Consider the following 17,222-nt stretch of genomic DNA (forward strand, 5'->3'; position numbering starts at 1 on the left):
TATGAAACCTCTGGCCAGCTCCTCAAAAACCTGCCTGGCTGGCCTCGCCCTGTCGCTTCTGCTGGCAGGGTGCGGTTTTCAACTGCGGGGTGCTCCACCGGTGTCAGCCGCACTGCAGCCGCTCGCGGTTGATTGCTCAGGCGATATACCCGAACAGCTATGCGGCTCGGTAAAGGAGCAGCTCAAGCTCGGCAACATTGACCTTCAGCCCGCTGAGAATTCCGACTATGTTCTCAAAATCAGCAACTTCCGCCGGGAACGTCGTGCCAGCGCCATCACCGTGCGCGCCGCAGCTGCGGAGTACACGTTGCGGCAAACAGTTGACGTAGAGGTATTGACCTCCGATAACATCCCTCTGATTGCTCCGGCCGACCTGAACAGCAGCGAAACCTACCGCTACGACGAATCCAACGTACTGGCCAAACAGCGGGAAGAAGAAGCCCTCCAGGAACAACTCTATGACCGCCTTGCCCAGCAGATCATCTTTCGCCTGGCTCCCCTTGACCAGGCTCGCATAGATCGGCTGAGAGATGAGGCAGAAAAGGCAGGCAGCCAGGACCATAGCCAGCCATGAAAACCCAGGCCCATCAACTCCCCCAGCTTCTCCAGAAAGGGCTTTCTCCCGTTTATCTGGTATCGGGCGATGAACCTTTACTGGTCCAGGAGTGCTGCGACCAGATCAGGAAGACCGCTCGGAAAGCGGGTTATCAGGACCGGGTAACCTTTCACGCCGACCAGCAGCTGGACTGGAATCGCGTGGGCGAGGAGTTTGGGGCGCTGTCGCTGTTTGCCGAGAAGCGCCGTATCGAAATACACCTGCCTACCGGTAAACTCGGCGATGGCCGTGCCGTACTTGAAAGCGTGCTACAGAATCCGCCCGACGACATAGTGCTATTGCTGATCAGCGCACGACTGGACGCAGCCGAAACCCGCCGGAAGTGGTACAAGGAATTGCAGGACAAAGGCGTACACGTGCCGGTATGGCCCATTGATACTGATAAATTCCCCGGCTGGCTGCAACAGCGGGCTCGCAACCATGGCCTCAGCCTCACCCGCGGAGCACTGGACATTCTGGCGGAACGTCTTGAGGGTAACCTCCTGGCCGCGAGCCAGGAACTGGATCGACTGGCGTTGCTGGGCACCGGCGCCACCATCGACGAAGAAACCGTCGAACAAGCTGTCCAGGACAGCTCCCGCTTCAACGGTTTTGAGCTGGTGACGGAACTCCTGGCGGGCCGGGCCGCCCACGCCCGCAAAATCGTCGGGGTACTGCAGCAGGAAGGCGAGAACCCGCTGGGATTGCTGGCGGTGCTGACACGGGACCTCAACCTCACCATGGAACTGAATATCGCTGCCGCCAAACGGGAGAATACTGCCGGCTTCCTGAAAAAGCGCGGCGTGTTCCAGCCCCAGCGTGCGAGGGCCGTCGAACAAGCTGCGAGACGCCTGAACCGCCACCAGCTCAATACCGCACTGGAACTTTGCAGCACTACCGACAGGGCCGCGAAAGGCTTTGATCCACTCTCCCCCTGGCACTACCTGCAAGACTTGATCACCTTGCTTGCAAGGCCCGTCTGACTCCGTGAAATGGCCGTCAATCCAGCTTGACAGTTTTCGATATTCGGTAGCATCGTATAGTCGTTAACTGTTAAAGGAGGTGCATGATATGAGCTTCCAGGACGAACTGAAAAAGCTGTCCGAAAAAATAAAACAGTACCGTGACGAAGCGCGGGTTCAGATGCATTTGGCCCACGAGGACGTGAAAGACGAGTGGGACGACCTGGAAGAGGACTGGGAACGGTTTCGCAGCAAACTCGACCACATCCTTCACGATGCCGAAGATACATCAAAAGAAGCTCGCCAGACCGCTCATAAGCTGGGCGAAGATTTGAGAACGGGTTACCAGAATCTACGTAACCGAAAGAAGTAAAGCGTTAACCAGTTAACAAAATGCCACAAATAGCCACACAGAGGCTCTCTCCAAGCAGAGCCTCTGTGTCATACTTCTCAATTATAAATGAATGAATCGTCATTTTTCTGACTGGCCGGATTTAACCACTCCACTTCATGGCCCGATCAGCAAAGGCGCTGTCACGCGCTGAGAGGTATAAATGGCCTATGAAAACTAAAAACGTTGTTTTGGTCGCACTGGCGGCCTTGCTTATCCCGTCTCTCGTTATTAGCCAGAACACCCGCTTCAGTGATCCAGACACCGTTGTGAATAACGAGTTCTGGGGCAACCTGTATGCTCAGGGCGGCAATTCCTTCTTCTGTGATACACCATTCAAAAGCAAAGGCTTTGTCCTCACGGAAGGCTATGTATACCCTCTGGCGGAAGTTCGCAACGCGCTTGGGTGCGGCACCAGCAGCCAATGTGACGATGACGACAGATACCGGCAGATTGCATCGGATCTTCATAACATGGTTCCCGTGCGCAGCCGCATTGAAATGTCCAGGAGAAACGCGGTCTACGAGGAATTGGGCGATGCAAGCAGCCCCGACGAATGCGGAATTCGCGAGAGCGCGCAGTTTTTTGAACCACCGCAAAAGGTGAAAGGCGATATTGCCCGCACGGTTGCCTATATGGTGGACACCTATGACCTACCCTGGGCAGGCGCTTCCCGGGTGTTCAAGAGCTGGAACCAGATCGACCCACCGGATGATCGGGAGCTTGTCCGCCATCGCCAGGTTGCCGACATCCAGGGTAACGAAAACCCCTTTGTTCTTGATTCGGGCCGGATAGAAAACCTGTAAGCGAGTATATAGAGCGTCATTAAAAAAGGCAGGCCCGTGGGCCTGCCTTTTTGTTGACGGCTGACTACTCAGAACTCCTCAGCCGTCAGCGCCATCATCGAGTCGCTACCGCTGCGAATACCTTCGGCCAGCGCTACGGTTTTCGGCAGCAGCCGGTCAAAGTAGAAGCGTGCACTCTTCACCTTACCCGTGTAAAAGCCGGAGGTGTCGCTCTCGGCCTTCGGTGCCGCTACTTTAACCATTTTGGCCCACATGTAACCAAGGGCCGTCAGGCCAAACAGGTCGAGGTAGTCCACTGAGGCCGCACCAACAGCGTCCGGGTTGTCGTCAGCCTGTTTGATCACATGTTCGGTTACATCCGACAGGCGCTCAAATGCTGCTGCCAGTGGTTCCAGATAGGGGCGCAAGTTTTCGTCGCTGCTGTTTTCCTCGATGAAGGTAGCCACATCCTCAGCAAACAGCTCATACAACTTGCCCTGGCTGCCGACCACTTTGCGACCCATCAGGTCCAGCGCCTGGATTCCGTTCGTGCCTTCGTAGATCTGGGTTATGCGGCAGTCGCGAACCAATTGCTCCTGACCCCACTCCCGGATAAAGCCGTGACCACCGAAAACCTGCTGGCCTATGATACAGGTATCCAGGCCGCGATCAGTCAAGAAAGCCTTCGCCACCGGTGTCAGCAGCGCCACCATACCCTCGGCATGCTTGCGGCGCTCATCATCATCGGAATACTTGGCGATATCCAGCCACTGGGCCACGTAGGTGGAGAACGCACGCCCCCCTTCCACATAACCTTTCATGGTCAGCAGCATGCGTCGCACATCAGGGTGGACCAGGATCGGATCCGCAGCTTTCTCCGGCTGCTGGGCACCTGTAGGGGCACGGCTCTGGATGCGTTCCAGGGCGTATTCACGAGCGCTCTGCAGCGAAGCTTCAGCAGCACCAATGCCCTGAATGCCAACGCCCAGGCGCTCATAGTTCATCATGGTGAACATGGCGGCCAGGCCCTTGTTTTCTTCGCCAACCAGCCAACCCCTGGCCCCGTCGAAGTTCATCACGCAAGTAGCAGACCCTTTGATACCCATCTTCTTTTCGAGGGAACCGCAGCTCAGACTGTTGCGCTCGCCGAGGGAGCCGTCTTCGTTAACTTCAAACTTGGGCACCAAAAACAGGGAAATACCCTTGGGGCCCTTGGGAGCATCCGGCAACTTCGCCAGCACCAGGTGGATGATGTTCTCCGCCATGTCGTGCTCGCCCCAGGTAATGAAAATTTTGGTGCCCGTTACACTGAAGGAGCCATCGCCCTTAGGCTCGGCCTTGGTACGGATAATACCCAGGTCTGTGCCCGCATGAGGTTCCGTCAGGTCCATGGCGCCTGACCAGATGCCCGCGTACATATTGGGCAGGTACTTTTCCTTGAGCTCCTGACTGCCATGGGCGTCCAGGGCCAGGCAGGCGCCCGCCGTCAGCATCGGGGCAAGGCCAAAGGCCATGTTGGCGGCCTGCATCATTTCCTCAAACTGGGCCACCAGAGTTTTCGGCATGCCCATACCACCAAACTCCGGGTTGCCGCCCAGGCCGTTCCAGCCCCCCTCAACGATAGTCTGGTAGGCCTCTCGGAACCCCTCCGGAGTGGACACGTCGCCGTCATTCCACTTGCAACCTTGCTCATCACCCTCACGGTTCAGAGGAGCCAGCACACCACTGGTAATCTTACCGGCTTCTTCCAGAATGGCGTCGGCAGTATCCGGGTCAACGTTCTCTGCCACTTTGGGCAGAGATGCCCAAAGAGCCGGCGCATCAAATACTTCATTCAGGACAAAGCGCATGTCACGTAAAGGTGCCTGATAATCGGCCATCTCAAAACTCTCCACAATTCAGTCAGTCTGCGAAGTGAACAACGATGGGCCTTCGACCCTGATCACTTCCTCGGCTATGTGTCCGCACAGGTTATTTTTATGGTGGCCCATTCTACCCTATCGGAGCCCTCAACTCATGGAGCACCGGCGGCCATGTCATCAAAAAAGCCCGCCTCCTGGGAGAGCGGGCTTTTTTGGTTCCCTGAAACCCGCCTTAGAGGGCGAAGGCTTCTTCCGGCATGTCCATCAGGCTGTCCGAGCCCGCCAGCATGCTTTCCGCATGCCCCTTGGCCCGCGGCAACATGCGCTTGAAGTAGAAGCGCGCTGTCTGGACCTTGGCGTTGTAGAACATTTCCTCGGTGGTACCTTCCACCATCTTGTCCAGCGCCACCTTGGCCATACGGGCCCAAAGGTATGCGAAAACGGCGTAACCGGAATACATCAGGTAGTCCACGGAGGCCGCACCAACTTCTTCGCGGTTCTTCATGGCGGACATGCCAACCTTGGTGGTCAGTTCGCCCCACTCTTTATTCATGGCAGCCAACGGCTCAACGAATTCCTTCATCTGCTCGTTGTCAGCGTTTTCCTTACAGAACACGTGAACCTGCTTGGTGAAGCCTTTCAGGGACTCACCCTGGGTCATCAGTACTTTGCGGCCCAAGAGATCCAGCGCCTGAATACCCGTGGTGCCTTCGTAGATCATGCCGATACGGGCATCACGTACGTTCTGCTCCATACCCCACTCGGAGATAAACCCGTGGCCACCGAATACCTGCATACCCAGGTTGGCTGCTTCGTAACCGATCTCGGTCAGGAACGCTTTGGCGATCGGGGTGAGGAAGCCCAGGGCCTCGTCGGCCGCTTTGCGATCTTCCTCAGTCTTACCGCTGTGAACGATATCAGCCTTCTGCGCAGTCAGGTAAATCAGCGCACGGGCGCCCTCTGCAACCGCTTTCTGGCTCAGCAGCATGCGGCGAACATCCGGGTGAACAATGATCGGGTCAGCGATACCCTCGGGGTTCTTCGGACCACTCAGCGAGCGCATGGCCAGACGGTCTTTGGCGTAGGCCAGGGAACCCTGGAAGCCAAGCTCAGCCGCACCCAGGCCCTGGATGGCGGTGCCGATGCGGGCGGTGTTCATAAAGGTGAACATGCAGTTCAGGCCCCTGTTTTCAGGCCCGATCAGCCAGCCTTTGGCGCCATCAAAATTCATCACACAGGTGGCGTTGCCGTGAATACCCATCTTGTGTTCGATGGAGCCACAGGAAACGGCATTGCGCTCACCGGAAGAGCCGTCGTCATTCGGCAGCTGCTTGGGCACGATAAACAGGGAAATGCCCTTGGTGCCTTCTGGAGCACCTGGCAGCCGGGCCAGCACGATGTGGACGATGTTTTCGGCCATGTCATGCTCACCGGCGGAAATGAAGATCTTGGTACCGGTGATGCTGTAGGTACCGTCTGCATTTGGCTCGGCCTTCGAACGCAGCGTGCCCAGGTCAGAACCGCAGTGAGGCTCGGTCAGGCACATGGTGCCAGTCCACTCGCCACTGATCAGTTTGGTGAGGTAAGCCTGCTTCTGCTCTTCTGTGCCGTGAGCTTCAATGGTGTTGGTCGCACCGTGGCTCAGGCCGGGATACATGCCCCAGGACCAGTTGGACGTACCGACCATCTCGCTCATCACCAGGCCAAGGGAGTGCGGCAGACCCTGGCCGCCGTAGTTAGGATCAGCCGTCATGGATGGCCAGCCGCCTTCCACGTACTGCTGGTAGGCCTCCTTGAAGCCGGTCGGCGTTTTCACGCTGTCTTCGCTCCAGGTACAGCCTTCCTTATCGCCCACCTGGTTCAGCGGAGACAGAACCTGCTCACAGAACTTGGCACCTTCCCCGATGATGGCGTCAACCATATCCGGAGTTGCATCTTCGGCGCCTTCCAGATTGGCGTAGTGCTGCTCGCTGTCCAGCAGCTCGTTCATTACAAATTTAATATCACGCAGGGGCGCTTTGTAGTCAGGCATGGAATCCACCTCAGGTTTTCGGTCTCAGCTGCGACACAGTCACAACACTCAGCCTCGGGATTTACTCATACGCTCAGCAAGGGAAGCCGAACGCCAATAAAACACTTGTTTGAAACATACGTTTAGAGGCACAGAATTGTCAATAGGCGCAATCAAAATTTGTGTTGTGTTTTGTCGCGAATGTTTACCGATGGTTTAGACAAACGAGGAGGTTTGAGACTAAAAAGCAGATTTTTTTCAGGCGGTTGCCCGAAAGGAAGAAGAGGGGTTGGCGCTTACATCGTTGCTCCCGATTCCGGAGATAACCTGATAGGCATTGGCCGCTTCCCGCGACTGGCTTACACCGGAATCATCACTTGCTTGGTCAGCCGACACTCCAGATCGCCCGGACTCATCGGTACGCCCCAACTCAGAAGAGAGTTCAGCTTGTGCCTTCAACATCGACTGCGTGGCCTCTGCCGCCACCGCCCGATCCTGCGATGAAGGCTCTGCCGGTGCCAACGCAGCAGCCCTGACCACACGCATTTTATCGATCGTCGCCTGGGGGTCTCCCTGCACGGGTGAGGTGCTGATCGAGACCTCGCCACCGACGGCGTACTGTGCACCGTCAGGACCCCGCTCATAGACGTAGGAAATGGAACCTGCGTACTGGCCACCAACCGACTGATGAGCAGCCTCGTGGGCACGGACCTCTCGGTCCCGGGCTTTCAGTTCCGTAAGCTGCTTCAGCTCCGCCTCATCCAGGCCCTGGGCGTTCTCAACACTGGAACCCTGCGGGCCAGTACGATCATTCGCGACCTTCCTGTCAGCTACGCGGTCGGACCCGGAAGTTTCAGGAGACGCTTGAGATGAAGGTGATTCGCCCGAAGACGGCTGGAGGGTGGAACCCGGAACAGTGCCTCCCGCGCCACCGGAAGGCGGAGGAAATGCAGGAACCATTGACGGAAGGGAGCCCGAAATCATCATGTCAGTAGACTGGTCGTCACATCATAAGGGTCTGAATCGCCCTGATAGGGTTCAGGCAGTAATATCCAGAAGCGTGCCCAAGGTTTCGTCGGCAGTTTTCACTACTTGGCCCGACGCTTCAACGCTACGCTCATACAGCTTTAAATCAATGATCGGTTCCACGAGGCCACCGGCACCTTCTGCCGTGCCCTGAGGCCCGTCAACACCACCGCGGGCAATCCTGCGGGCGGCGTTTTCCATGCCTTGCATGCCGTCCTGGATGCCCTGGATACCAATTCCTAATGTATTGCTGATCATAACCGCGCAGCCCAATGACCATATATTGACACCAGTAAGCCACAAACCTGGTCAATTTTCAAACAAAACGGCAACATCCAGGGCTTTGGCCAGCTCTCGCGGGTCGGCACGTTCCTGCCATGGCAACACACCCAAGCATGGCGCGGGCAGGTTCTGAAGCAGGTAATCGAGGGTTTCCTGCTCACAGGTCATGGCCGTTGGGTCCGGCCGATTGGCCACCCAACCGGCAATCGGTAAACCATCGCGGCGGATAACGTCAGCGGTCAACAATGCATGGTTGATACAACCAAGCTTCAGGGGTACCACCATAATGACAGGCATGCCCAGGGCGACGGGCATAGCGGCGTAGGTTTCACGGTCATTGAGCGGCACCCGCCAGCCTCCAGCGCCCTCCACCAACAGCAAATCCGCCGGACGCATCTGCAGGCCACGGCAGAATCCGACCAGTCGCTCCGCAGTGAGGTGTCGCCCCGCCTGGGCAGCGGCCACGTGAGGCGCAATAGCGGGCTGCAAGGCTACCGGGTTCACCTGGTCGTATGGCAACGATTCCGACATGGCCGCCATCAGTATCAACGCATCTTCATTGCGCAAACCTTCCGGTGTTTCGTCGCAACCAGAAGCCACCGGCTTCATGGCCAGTGTTCTTTTCCCCAGGGTTGCGGCCGCCTCAAGGATCGCAGCAGACACCAGCGTTTTGCCCACGCCGGTGTCGGTACCCGTCACAAAGTAGCTCTTTCTCGCCATAGATCAATGAATCCCAATATCAGTTCGGCAGACGGCAATCCAGCCATGCCAATGTGTAACTGGCCTGCACTCTGCCTTCCCCGTCTCGTGGATAATAGCGGCACATGGCCCGTAAACGGCCAGGCGCGGTAGCACTTTGACGCCGCGATACGCCTTTGTACCCGGCACCAATGGCCTTGAGCTCCGCCAGTAGAGCCAGCGGTGAGGGATAATCCAGGGAAATCGTCTCGGTCGTCAGTTGCGGGTCAGGGAGAGCTTTGACCGCCTGCTCCCGAAAATGCGCTTCCGATTCGAAACGATTCACGTGCTGATGGCCAGGGTCTGCCCTGCGCCATGCTTCCCGAAGTTCGTCGAGGGTGCCCTCCAGCAATGTCGACACCAGCAGCCGGCCGCCCGGGCGCAGAACCCGACGGCATTCAGCAAGCACGCTGGCCGGGTCACGGCACCACTGAATCATCAAGTTGCTGAAAACCACGTCCATACTGTTGTCCGGCAAGGGCAACGACTCGGCATCGGCCTCAATCCACCGAACGCGTGTCGGGTTGACCGATCGCGCGTAGCGAAGCATTCCCGCAGCGATATCAACGCCGGTAACCTGACTTCCCGAAATCGACGCCAACTGCCCCGTAAACCAGCCAGTACCGCTACCCAGATCGAGTACCTGGAGACCATTCTCGCACTGGGCCGGATGCAGTCCTTCCCTTAACTGATCAAGCAAAATCTGACCCATATAGCGCTGCAGCCGGGCAGCGGGATTGTAGGTACGGGAGGCTGAGCCAAAATCACGTGCAATGGTGGCTTTCGGAGGCACCCAGTCGTGTGTATTGGTTGTTACAGCACCCATTGAACATCCTCACTGAAAACAAACCTAAGGATTTCATCATGGCAACGCGAAAGGGCCTGCCCTCGGGGCCAATGCGTCATACCAGGCACCGTAATGACCTCGGCGACCTGAGGCGGATGAAAAGCATGCTCCCAGATTTGGACAATCACATCCTCGCTCGCCTGGAGATGAAGCGTCGGCACTGGTAAAGCACCCCACAGAGACCGCTGATCTTCGCTGCCCAACCACTCCAGCCCCCGAATCAGATTCACGTCGCTAACGGAAGGACCACGCGCCAGCCAGGAATGCAGTTCCCGCCGGGCCTGCGCGTCATCATGGCTGCCGTGGATCAACAGTCGCTGGAAACGGCGCCAGGCGTTGCCGGCGTTTTGCGACACCTGTTCGCAGAACGCTTCAAAGGTATCCGTCGCCATCCCGGTCGGCCACTGCGGCCCAGCCACAAAACGGGGAAACCCAGCCAAGGTGATTGCCTTTCGGACCTGAGTACAACTGCGAGAGGCAGCTGCCATCACAACCTGCGAGCCCTGGGACCAACCCGCCCACACTGACGGGCTCGGATAACGTTCCAGCAGATAATCCGCAACCTCCGTGACCGAGTCGCATCGGGACATCAGAGCGTCGTTCAGCGATATCAGGTGAATCTCCCCTGGCCAGCGATCAAACAGCGGAAGCAGCATGGCGGCGTCGACACCCCAGCCACCCACAACCACCAGCGGGATTCGTGATTCCACAGCGTTCATACCACCTCTGCAGACGGCCTATACAGCAGTGAACGGCAGTCCGCCAGTGCGGACAGCAACCTCGCCAGATCTTCCGACGAATGCGCCGCACTGAAGGTGACCCGCAAACGAGCCTGGCCATCCGGCACCGTCGGCGGCCTGATCGCCGTAACCATCAGCCCTTTTTCCTCCAGAGCCTGACTCAAGGCGAGGGCTGCCCAGTTGTCGCCCACCATGATTGGCTGAATTGGTGTGCGGGACGGCATCAACTCATAGCCCAATGCCGATGCCTCCTGGCGAAACCCTGAGACCAGCATCTGCAGGTGATTGCGACGGCTGTCTTCCCGTTCGATCAGGTCAAGGCTGGCACAGGTCGCCAGTGCGATGGCCGGAGGCATAGCGGTGGTGTAGATGTAGGTGCGGGCTTTTTGTACCAGGTAATCCATCAACAGCTGCGGCCCCGCCACAAAGGCGCCACTGGAACCCACAGCCTTACCCAGGGTACCGATCAGTACCGGAACATCCTCCTCGGATAATCCCAGTTCCATCAGACTGCCTCGCCCCTGAGGCCCTAACACGCCCAGGCCATGGGCGTCGTCCACTACCAGGAGGGCGCCGTGAGCCCGGCACAATGCTGCCAGCTCCCTCAATGGCGCGATGTTTCCGTCCATGCTGAACACCCCGTCAGTCACCACTAATTTATGGCCACCGGTAGCGGCAAGCATGTCGGCCAGGGCGTTCATATCACCATGGGGGTAACGCCGCACCCTGGCGCGGCTGAGGATACAACCATCTATAATGGAGGCATGGTTCAGACGGTCAGAAAAGATGGTATCGCCACGGCCTGCCAGCGCCGAGATAACGCCCATGTTGGCCATGTAACCAGTCGAGAAAAACAGCGCAGCACTGCGGCGGGTAAAATCCGCCAGTCGCACTTCCAGTTGATGATGGGCATCATGGTGACCGCAAATCAGATGTGACGAAGCGCCGCCAAAACCGGTGTTCGGCATGGCGTCGGCGGCGGCCCGAATAATCTCGGGGTGGTTTGCCAACCCCAGGTAATCGTTGCTGCAGAACGACAACAGCGGCACGCCATCGGAAACCAACGCGGGCTGTTGGGGGCCACTGATCTGACGGCGGGTGCGGTAAAGCCCCGCCTGCTTTCGCTCTTTCAACTCTGCCGAGAAGTCACGCATGGTCAGCTCTCACAGGCCTATTGCCTGCCTATGCAGACTCACGGGTAGCATCGTAGAACATGTGGCGGGTCTGTTCGTATTCGACCGCCTCAACAATGGCCTCTTCCGCTTCCTGTTCAGTGCAGGACTGCTCACGCTCCTCGGGCCGAATACCCAGACGCTTGAACAATTCGCGATCCGCGTCCGCCTCGGGGTTGGCGGTCGTCAGCAGTTTCTCGCCATAGAAAATCGAGTTGGCACCGGCCAGGAAACACAGGGACTGCATCTGCTCATTCATATTTTCACGGCCCGCAGACAGTCGCACGTGCGAGGCCGGCATCATGATGCGAGCGACGGCGATGGTGCGGATAAAATCAAACGGGTCCAGGTCTTCCACATTTTCCATCGGCGTTCCCGCCACCTTCACCAGCATGTTCACCGGCACGCTCTCAGGATGGTGGGGCAGATTCGCCAACTGAACCAGAAGGCCGACACGGTCGTCAGGGTCTTCGCCCATACCCACGATGCCGCCGCAGCATACTTTCATGCCAGCATTACGGACATTTTCCAGAGTATCCAGTCGGTCCTGATAGGTGCGGGTGGTAATGATATGGCTGTAGTACTTCTCGGACGTATCCAGATTGTGGTTGTAGTAATCCAGCCCGGCATCCGCCAACTCGTCAGCCTGTTCCTGCTTCAACATGCCAAGGGTCATGCAGGTTTCCAGGCCAAGGGATTTTACCTGGCGCACCATATCCACCACATATTCCATGTTTTTCTTCGTCGGACTGCGCCAGGCCGCACCCATACAGAAGCGGGACGCACCCTTTGCCTTGGCGGCTTTGGCCTCGGCAACCACCTTCTCAATTTCCAGCAGTTTTTCCTTTTCCAGGCCGGTATTGTAGTGACCGCTCTGGGGGCAGTATTTACAGTCCTCCGGACAGGCACCGGTCTTGATGGACAACAGCGTGCTGATCTGCACCTCATTGGGGTCGAAATGCTCACGATGGACGCTCTGGGCCCGGAATAGCAGATCGTTAAACGGCAGTTCAAACAGTGCACGGGCTTCCTGCATGGACCAATCGTGGCGCAGTGGGGTAGCAGGTGCGGTAGAAGGCGCTATAGAGGGTGCATCGGCGTGTGCGGTGGCAGTCATGATTCAGTCCTGTTAACTTTACCGGGATTCTGGTTTACGGATTGAACAGATGATAAAGGGACTGAAATCGCTGTCAACCTTGATAACACCAAAGGTTAACAGCACGAAACGGATTCCGCGCGCTCAAATCAGCATCAAAGGCCTGTTTCCGCTGCGCGGCGGGCAATGCGTGGCCTGCCTGGAACCGCATGCCCATTTCGGGCTCTGCACTCCCTGCCGGCAGGACTTGCCCGCCAACCACTCGCACTGCCGCTGCTGCGCACTGCCTATCGCCTACGCTGGCGATGAACTCACCTGCGGTCAGTGCCTGAAAGACCCACCGCCCTTCAGCCGAATCGTCGCGCCCTGGCGCTATCGATTCCCGGTTGACGGTATGGTCCAGCGCTACAAATACAATGGCCAACGCGCCTATGCCCGCCCCCTGATCCAGGATCTGAGCACTCATCTGACATTGATGCTGGAGACCCATCCTGAACGCACGCCGGACCTGCTTCTGGCCAGCCCGATGCATCCGGCCCGTCGACGAAAACGAGGATTCAATCAAGCGGCGGATATTGCAGAGCACATCAGCCGTCAATCGGGCATTCCCTGGAGCGCTGACCTTGTCGTCAGGAACCGGCGCACCCGGCCACAACGAGGACTGAACCGCGAAGAGCGCCTGGCCAACCTGCGGGGAATCTACCAGGTTACCCGTATACCACCGGCCAGTATTGCCATCGTTGATGACGTGGTCACCACCGGCGCCACTGCACGAAGCCTGGCTGAAGTGCTGCTTGAGGCCGGCGCCAGAGAGGTTCAGATCTGGGCACTGGCAAGAACCCCCGGATAAAGACATGTAAACGCATTAGTCGGCGAGCTGCCCTGCCACTTCATCCGCAATGGGCAAAGCAGCCGTTAATCCCGGCGACTCAATGCCGAACAGGTGCACCAGTCCGGCAACGCCGTGCCGACGTTCTCCGGCGATCCGGAAATCCGCAAACCCACCATCCGGGCCAGCAAGCTTGGGACGAATGCCAGCATAGGCGGGCTGCAGGCGGGACTCGTCCAATGCTGGCCACCAACGGCGAATACTCTCAGCAAACGACCTTGCCCGACCGGGGTCAACCGAGAAGTCCACCCGTTCTATCCATTCGACGTCCGGCCCGAACCGCGCCTGACCAGCTAAATCGAGAGTCAGGTGAACACCGAGGCCACCCGGTTCAGGAATCGGATAGACCAACGATTGAAAGGGGTGGGCGCCGGTATAACTGAAATAGACACCACGGGCCAGCCACTGGCGGGGCGCAATACCGGCTGGCACACCCTTCCAGTTCGTCGCCAGCGGCACCGCGCCCAGCCCGGCTGCGTTCACCACCCGTTGCGCCCTGAGTTCGCAGGGCGCCTGCCCTCCAACCCACAACCGATGCTCTGCATCCCCGGTCACCGCTAGCTCCAGCGGCGCCTGACGAACCAACTGACCGCCGTGATCCTCCAGCTCTCCCAACAACGACAGCATCACACCGTGACTATCGACGATGCCAGTTTCCGGTGAATACAGCGCCTCCTGGGCGGTAACGTCCGGCAGCGATGCCTGTAAGGCCCTGCGGGTTACCCTCTGGAGCGGGACACCATTACAAAGAGCCTGGCCCGCGATAGTCTCGAGCCTCTCCACCTGCGACGCGCCATTGGCAACAATCCACTTACCGGTTCTGCGGTGGTCGATGCCACGCATCTGGCAGTACTCATACAACATCCGGCGACCACGAACACACAGCCGTGCCTTGAGGGAGTCCTCGGGATAATAGATGCCAGCATGGATAACCTCTCTGTTGCGGGATGACAAACCCTCGCCAAAGTGGGCTCCGGACTCCAACACCAGCACGTCCCTGCCCTGCATGGCCAGCGTTCTGGCCACCGCGAGACCAACAACACCTGCACCGATTACCACAGTATCTGCCTGTAATGTGTCTCTATTCGTCATCTGCTTTGAAGTCACCCCTATGGTCTTTCGATCGATTGTCAGCATCACCAACACGCTCGGTGGCTAAAAAGCCCGAATCGCATTACGGTGTCGCCCCCGAAACGTTATACTTGGCCGTGAATTGAGTGCACGGAGCAGGGAACCGATGTCTGACAGGAAGCAGTTTATTATTGTAATGCTGGTGGCGGCCATATTTGTTGGCTGGCTTGGTTGGCGAGGCTTTGAAGTCATCAGCCTGAACCAGGCGCTCAAGGCCGATGAAATGGTGGCCAACTACCCTTATCAGCATCGGGTTCTCAGGGTTGAAGGAGGGACCGCCATCATGAGCTCACTGCGTTCCCATGAAACCTCGACACACGAAGCACTCACCACCATTTTTCCGAGCATGCGTAACCTGGGAGACAATGATCGTGACTGGCAACGGGCCGAGCGAGAATTGGCCCAGGTCCAGGCCAAGGCTGGCAACATCGTCCTCAGCGCGTCTGGCATTGATCGGGTGCGATGGGAACTGGACGAAAACTGGTATCACCTCGCCAGCATGCAGTCCCAACAGAATTCGAGATACTAAACCTTATTTATGACCGAAACCTCCAGTCATCCTTACGACGCCCTTACACCCGATACCATTCTCGATGCCTTGGAAGACGCCAGATTTGTGGTCAGTGGACGTCTATTTGCTCTCAACAGCTACGAAAACCGCGTTTACCAGATTGGCATTGAAGACCAGCCGCCAGTCATCGCCAAGTTTTACCGTCCGGGGCGCTGGAGCGAAGCCCAAATCCGGGAAGAACATCAGTTTACCGGTCAGTTGCTCAACGCGGATATTCCGGTCGTGGCGCCCATGACTATGCCCTCTGGCGATACTCTAGGCCGCTGTGGAGATTTTCTTTTTGCGGTGTTTCAGCAGCGGGGCGGGCAAGCCCCCGACACCAGCGTGGCAGACACTCTGTACCGTCTTGGCCAATGGCTGGGCCAGCTCCACAATATTGGTGACACTGACCATTTCAACCATCGCCCGGTCATGTCGATTCTTTCAGGCATTGAGGAAAACCATCAATTCCTTACGGAAAACCGCTGGATTCCGGACGACCTCCGACCTGCGTGGGACTCGCTGATCCCCGATCTTGTAGACCATTGCGCCCGTCGGATCGACGACGCTGGCGAGGTGCATTCCCTGAGAATTCACGGTGACTGCCACGCCGGCAACATTCTCTGTCGCGAGGAGCAGATGCTGTTTGTCGACCTGGACGATTGCCGCACCGGACCGGCCATTCAGGATCTCTGGCTGTTGCTGAACGGCGATGACGTTGAACGCGGCCAGCAATTTGGCGAGTTGCTGGAAGGCTACGAGATGTTCCGCGATTTCAATCGTCGCGAGCGGCACCTGATAGAGCCCATGCGCTGTTTCCGGCAGATTTCCCACTGCACCTGGCTGGCCAAACGCTGGGACGACCCCGCCTTCCCGCGTTTCTTCCCCTGGTTTGCCCAGCCGCGTTTCTGGTCCGACCAGATCCTGTCACTTCGGGAACAACTGGCGGCGCTACAGGCCCCTTCCATTCATGTACCCGGCCAATATTAAGGCCGCTATTACCGACAGACCGGAGACCAACCGATGAGCCAGAGTGAGGCCCGATTTACCGCCCGCAGCCTGATTGTCACTGCCATTGCCACCATCATCGTCACCATTGTGGCCTTGGAGGCCAGCGGACGAATTGATCATGCCGACAACAAGGATCATGTACCCGTGGGCGAATTCGAGGCCGTTCACATCAAACCTGGTGAAGAGTTCCGCATGTCGCCCAAATCATCGGAGCTTCACGCTGTCTGTGAACAGGGGTACCTGGCCATCGCCGCCGATGTGGACCCGGATTTCAGGGGCATCCTCGTTGATTACAAGAACCGGGGCGTACGCTGCAGCCGAGGCCCGACACCCGCACACGACAGGCCTGTCCATGAGGGCCAGGAGCCAGCAGACAATGGCTGACAGGAACAAGAAACCGGGCCAGGCGCTGGACCGTCTGTTCGCCAACGAGCGGGAAACCGGGGAGTTCCGGTTTGATACGTCGGTAGCGCGGGTGTTCCCGGACATGATCCGGCGCTCGGTGCCGGGTTACACCACGATCATTCCGATGATTGAAGTAATCACCGAACAATACGCCCGCCCGGGCAGCCACTGCTATGATCTCGGCTGCTCCCTCGGTGCCTCAACGCTGGCCATGCGTCACGGTATTGGCGACCGCGACTGTGCGCTTATTGGGGTAGACAACTCCGCTGCCATGATTGAACGCTGCGAGCACTACATCGCCCTGGATGACCACCCATTGCCGGTTTCTCTGCGGTGCGAAGACATTCTCGACACACCGATTGAGAACGCTTCTGTCACCACTCTGAACTTCACGCTACAGTTTGTGGCGCCAGACCGGCGCGCAGAACTGATGAGCCGTATTGCCAATGCCACCTTGCCCGGCGGCGTATTGATTCTGTCCGAGAAAATCCGCTTCGAATCCGATACCGAGCAATCAACACAAACGCAACTCCACCACGAATTCAAGCGGGCTAACGGCTATTCCGACCTGGAGATCAGCCAAAAACGCTCCGCTCTGGAGCAGGTGCTGATCCCCGAAACCCTGGCCGAACACCGGGAAAGACTGATGAGCGCGGGATTCAGTCAGGTAATGGTTTGGTACCAGTGTTTCAATTTTGTCTCCATGCTCGCCATTAAATCGCACTGAAC

Annotated in this window: 19 protein-coding genes; 9 read left to right on the forward strand and 10 right to left on the reverse strand. The window is 57.8% G+C overall.

Annotation, left to right across the window (positions count from 1 at the left end; all coding sequences use genetic code 11):
* Window position 1 precedes the first annotated feature (1 nt).
* The 4 genes from AC0B60_RS07430 to AC0B60_RS07445 all read left to right on the forward strand — a co-directional run bounded on the left by AC0B60_RS07430 (window position 2) and on the right by AC0B60_RS07445 (window position 2,754).
* Entirely contained in the window at window positions 2-574 is a 573-nt protein-coding gene (locus AC0B60_RS07430) for an LPS-assembly lipoprotein LptE (protein ID WP_465085112.1), read from the forward strand.
* Complete coding sequence (gene holA / locus AC0B60_RS07435; RefSeq protein ID WP_465085113.1) at window positions 571-1,578, forward strand: DNA polymerase III subunit delta; 1,008 nt, start codon at window positions 571-573, stop codon at window positions 1,576-1,578. Before AC0B60_RS07430 ends, holA begins: the two co-directional genes overlap by 4 nt.
* Before the next feature lie 88 nt (window positions 1,579-1,666).
* A complete protein-coding gene (locus tag AC0B60_RS07440) occupies window positions 1,667-1,930 on the forward strand; it encodes a hypothetical protein (protein WP_465085114.1) in 264 nt (87 codons plus the stop codon).
* Between the two features lie 188 nt (window positions 1,931-2,118).
* Window positions 2,119-2,754 (forward strand): endonuclease, encoded by a 636-nt coding sequence (locus AC0B60_RS07445; protein WP_465085115.1) that lies wholly within the window; start codon window positions 2,119-2,121, stop codon window positions 2,752-2,754.
* Between the two features lie 68 nt (window positions 2,755-2,822).
* Here the strand turns inward: AC0B60_RS07445 and AC0B60_RS07450 are convergent, their stop codons facing one another.
* The 9 genes from AC0B60_RS07450 to bioB form a co-directional block, all read right to left on the reverse strand.
* Complete coding sequence (locus AC0B60_RS07450) at window positions 2,823-4,613, reverse strand: acyl-CoA dehydrogenase C-terminal domain-containing protein (protein WP_465085116.1); 1,791 nt, start codon at window positions 4,611-4,613, stop codon at window positions 2,823-2,825.
* A gap of 214 nt (window positions 4,614-4,827) precedes the next feature.
* Window positions 4,828-6,627, reverse strand: coding sequence for an acyl-CoA dehydrogenase C-terminal domain-containing protein (locus AC0B60_RS07455; protein ID WP_465085117.1), 1,800 nt, complete (start codon window positions 6,625-6,627; stop codon window positions 4,828-4,830).
* A 237-nt stretch (window positions 6,628-6,864) separates the two neighbouring features.
* Entirely contained in the window at window positions 6,865-7,566 is a 702-nt protein-coding gene (locus tag AC0B60_RS07460; protein WP_465085118.1) for a putative metalloprotease CJM1_0395 family protein, read from the reverse strand.
* A 78-nt stretch (window positions 7,567-7,644) separates the two neighbouring features.
* Window positions 7,645-7,890: a flagellar biosynthesis protein FlgE gene (locus tag AC0B60_RS07465; protein WP_465085119.1), complete on the reverse strand. Its 246-nt coding sequence runs from the start codon at window positions 7,888-7,890 to the stop codon at window positions 7,645-7,647.
* A gap of 51 nt (window positions 7,891-7,941) precedes the next feature.
* Complete coding sequence (bioD, locus tag AC0B60_RS07470) at window positions 7,942-8,634, reverse strand: dethiobiotin synthase (protein ID WP_465085120.1); 693 nt, start codon at window positions 8,632-8,634, stop codon at window positions 7,942-7,944.
* 19 nt (window positions 8,635-8,653) lie between these two features.
* On the reverse strand, window positions 8,654-9,478 hold the full coding sequence (gene bioC / locus AC0B60_RS07475; protein ID WP_465085121.1) for a malonyl-ACP O-methyltransferase BioC: 825 nt from the start codon (window positions 9,476-9,478) through the stop codon (window positions 8,654-8,656).
* Window positions 9,466-10,218, reverse strand: a complete 753-nt coding sequence (locus AC0B60_RS07480; protein WP_465085122.1) for an alpha/beta hydrolase family protein — start codon at window positions 10,216-10,218, stop codon at window positions 9,466-9,468. Before AC0B60_RS07480 ends, bioC begins: the two co-directional genes overlap by 13 nt.
* Window positions 10,215-11,393 carry an 8-amino-7-oxononanoate synthase gene (gene bioF / locus AC0B60_RS07485; RefSeq protein ID WP_465085123.1) on the reverse strand — a complete coding sequence of 393 codons (1,179 nt, stop codon included), beginning with the start codon at window positions 11,391-11,393 and terminating at the stop codon, window positions 10,215-10,217. The genes AC0B60_RS07480 and bioF overlap by 4 nt, the downstream gene beginning before the upstream one ends.
* Window positions 11,394-11,421: 28 nt before the next feature.
* Window positions 11,422-12,528 carry a biotin synthase BioB gene (gene bioB / locus AC0B60_RS07490; RefSeq protein ID WP_465085124.1) on the reverse strand — a complete coding sequence of 369 codons (1,107 nt, stop codon included), beginning with the start codon at window positions 12,526-12,528 and terminating at the stop codon, window positions 11,422-11,424.
* Window positions 12,529-12,577: 49 nt separating this feature from the next.
* On the opposite strand from bioB, the gene AC0B60_RS07495 reads away from it, so the two are divergent.
* Window positions 12,578-13,357, forward strand: coding sequence for a ComF family protein (locus AC0B60_RS07495; RefSeq protein WP_465085125.1), 780 nt, complete (start codon window positions 12,578-12,580; stop codon window positions 13,355-13,357).
* A gap of 15 nt (window positions 13,358-13,372) precedes the next feature.
* Here the strand turns inward: AC0B60_RS07495 and AC0B60_RS07500 are convergent, their stop codons facing one another.
* Entirely contained in the window at window positions 13,373-14,488 is a 1,116-nt protein-coding gene (locus AC0B60_RS07500) for an NAD(P)/FAD-dependent oxidoreductase (protein WP_465085126.1), read from the reverse strand.
* Between the two features lie 145 nt (window positions 14,489-14,633).
* Between AC0B60_RS07500 and AC0B60_RS07505 the strand changes: the two genes are divergently transcribed.
* From AC0B60_RS07505 to cmoA, 4 genes are read left to right on the forward strand one after another with little or no spacing between them, the layout of a single operon-like run.
* A complete protein-coding gene (locus tag AC0B60_RS07505) occupies window positions 14,634-15,056 on the forward strand; it encodes a hypothetical protein (protein ID WP_465085127.1) in 423 nt (140 codons plus the stop codon).
* A 9-nt stretch (window positions 15,057-15,065) separates the two neighbouring features.
* Complete coding sequence (locus tag AC0B60_RS07510) at window positions 15,066-16,067, forward strand: serine/threonine protein kinase (protein WP_465085128.1); 1,002 nt, start codon at window positions 15,066-15,068, stop codon at window positions 16,065-16,067.
* A 33-nt stretch (window positions 16,068-16,100) separates the two neighbouring features.
* Window positions 16,101-16,472, forward strand: a complete 372-nt coding sequence (locus AC0B60_RS07515; RefSeq protein ID WP_465085129.1) for a kinase — start codon at window positions 16,101-16,103, stop codon at window positions 16,470-16,472.
* Window positions 16,465-17,220 (forward strand): carboxy-S-adenosyl-L-methionine synthase CmoA, encoded by a 756-nt coding sequence (gene cmoA, locus AC0B60_RS07520; RefSeq protein WP_465085130.1) that lies wholly within the window; start codon window positions 16,465-16,467, stop codon window positions 17,218-17,220. Before AC0B60_RS07515 ends, cmoA begins: the two co-directional genes overlap by 8 nt.
* Window positions 17,221-17,222 lie beyond the last annotated feature (2 nt).

This window comes from Marinobacter sp. V34, assembly GCF_055524115.1.

What these genes read in the sequence shown, in the direction of transcription:
- AC0B60_RS07430 (WP_465085112.1), top strand. Translation starts at nt 2, where the DNA reads ATGAAACCTCTGGCCAGCTCCTCAAAAACCTGCCTGGCTGGCCTCGCC.
- holA (WP_465085113.1), top strand. Translation starts at nt 571, where the DNA reads ATGAAAACCCAGGCCCATCAACTCCCCCAGCTTCTCCAGAAAGGGCTT.
- AC0B60_RS07440 (WP_465085114.1), top strand. Translation starts at nt 1,667, where the DNA reads ATGAGCTTCCAGGACGAACTGAAAAAGCTGTCCGAAAAAATAAAACAG.
- AC0B60_RS07445 (WP_465085115.1), top strand. Translation starts at nt 2,119, where the DNA reads ATGAAAACTAAAAACGTTGTTTTGGTCGCACTGGCGGCCTTGCTTATC.
- AC0B60_RS07450 (WP_465085116.1), bottom strand. Translation starts at nt 4,613, where the DNA reads ATGGCCGATTATCAGGCACCTTTACGTGACATGCGCTTTGTCCTGAAT.
- AC0B60_RS07455 (WP_465085117.1), bottom strand. Translation starts at nt 6,627, where the DNA reads ATGCCTGACTACAAAGCGCCCCTGCGTGATATTAAATTTGTAATGAAC.
- AC0B60_RS07460 (WP_465085118.1), bottom strand. Translation starts at nt 7,566, where the DNA reads ATGGTTCCTGCATTTCCTCCGCCTTCCGGTGGCGCGGGAGGCACTGTT.
- AC0B60_RS07465 (WP_465085119.1), bottom strand. Translation starts at nt 7,890, where the DNA reads ATGATCAGCAATACATTAGGAATTGGTATCCAGGGCATCCAGGACGGC.
- bioD (WP_465085120.1), bottom strand. Translation starts at nt 8,634, where the DNA reads ATGGCGAGAAAGAGCTACTTTGTGACGGGTACCGACACCGGCGTGGGC.
- bioC (WP_465085121.1), bottom strand. Translation starts at nt 9,478, where the DNA reads ATGGGTGCTGTAACAACCAATACACACGACTGGGTGCCTCCGAAAGCC.
- AC0B60_RS07480 (WP_465085122.1), bottom strand. Translation starts at nt 10,218, where the DNA reads ATGAACGCTGTGGAATCACGAATCCCGCTGGTGGTTGTGGGTGGCTGG.
- bioF (WP_465085123.1), bottom strand. Translation starts at nt 11,393, where the DNA reads ATGCGTGACTTCTCGGCAGAGTTGAAAGAGCGAAAGCAGGCGGGGCTT.
- bioB (WP_465085124.1), bottom strand. Translation starts at nt 12,528, where the DNA reads ATGACTGCCACCGCACACGCCGATGCACCCTCTATAGCGCCTTCTACC.
- AC0B60_RS07495 (WP_465085125.1), top strand. Translation starts at nt 12,578, where the DNA reads ATGATAAAGGGACTGAAATCGCTGTCAACCTTGATAACACCAAAGGTT.
- AC0B60_RS07500 (WP_465085126.1), bottom strand. Translation starts at nt 14,488, where the DNA reads ATGACGAATAGAGACACATTACAGGCAGATACTGTGGTAATCGGTGCA.
- AC0B60_RS07505 (WP_465085127.1), top strand. Translation starts at nt 14,634, where the DNA reads ATGTCTGACAGGAAGCAGTTTATTATTGTAATGCTGGTGGCGGCCATA.
- AC0B60_RS07510 (WP_465085128.1), top strand. Translation starts at nt 15,066, where the DNA reads ATGACCGAAACCTCCAGTCATCCTTACGACGCCCTTACACCCGATACC.
- AC0B60_RS07515 (WP_465085129.1), top strand. Translation starts at nt 16,101, where the DNA reads ATGAGCCAGAGTGAGGCCCGATTTACCGCCCGCAGCCTGATTGTCACT.
- cmoA (WP_465085130.1), top strand. Translation starts at nt 16,465, where the DNA reads ATGGCTGACAGGAACAAGAAACCGGGCCAGGCGCTGGACCGTCTGTTC.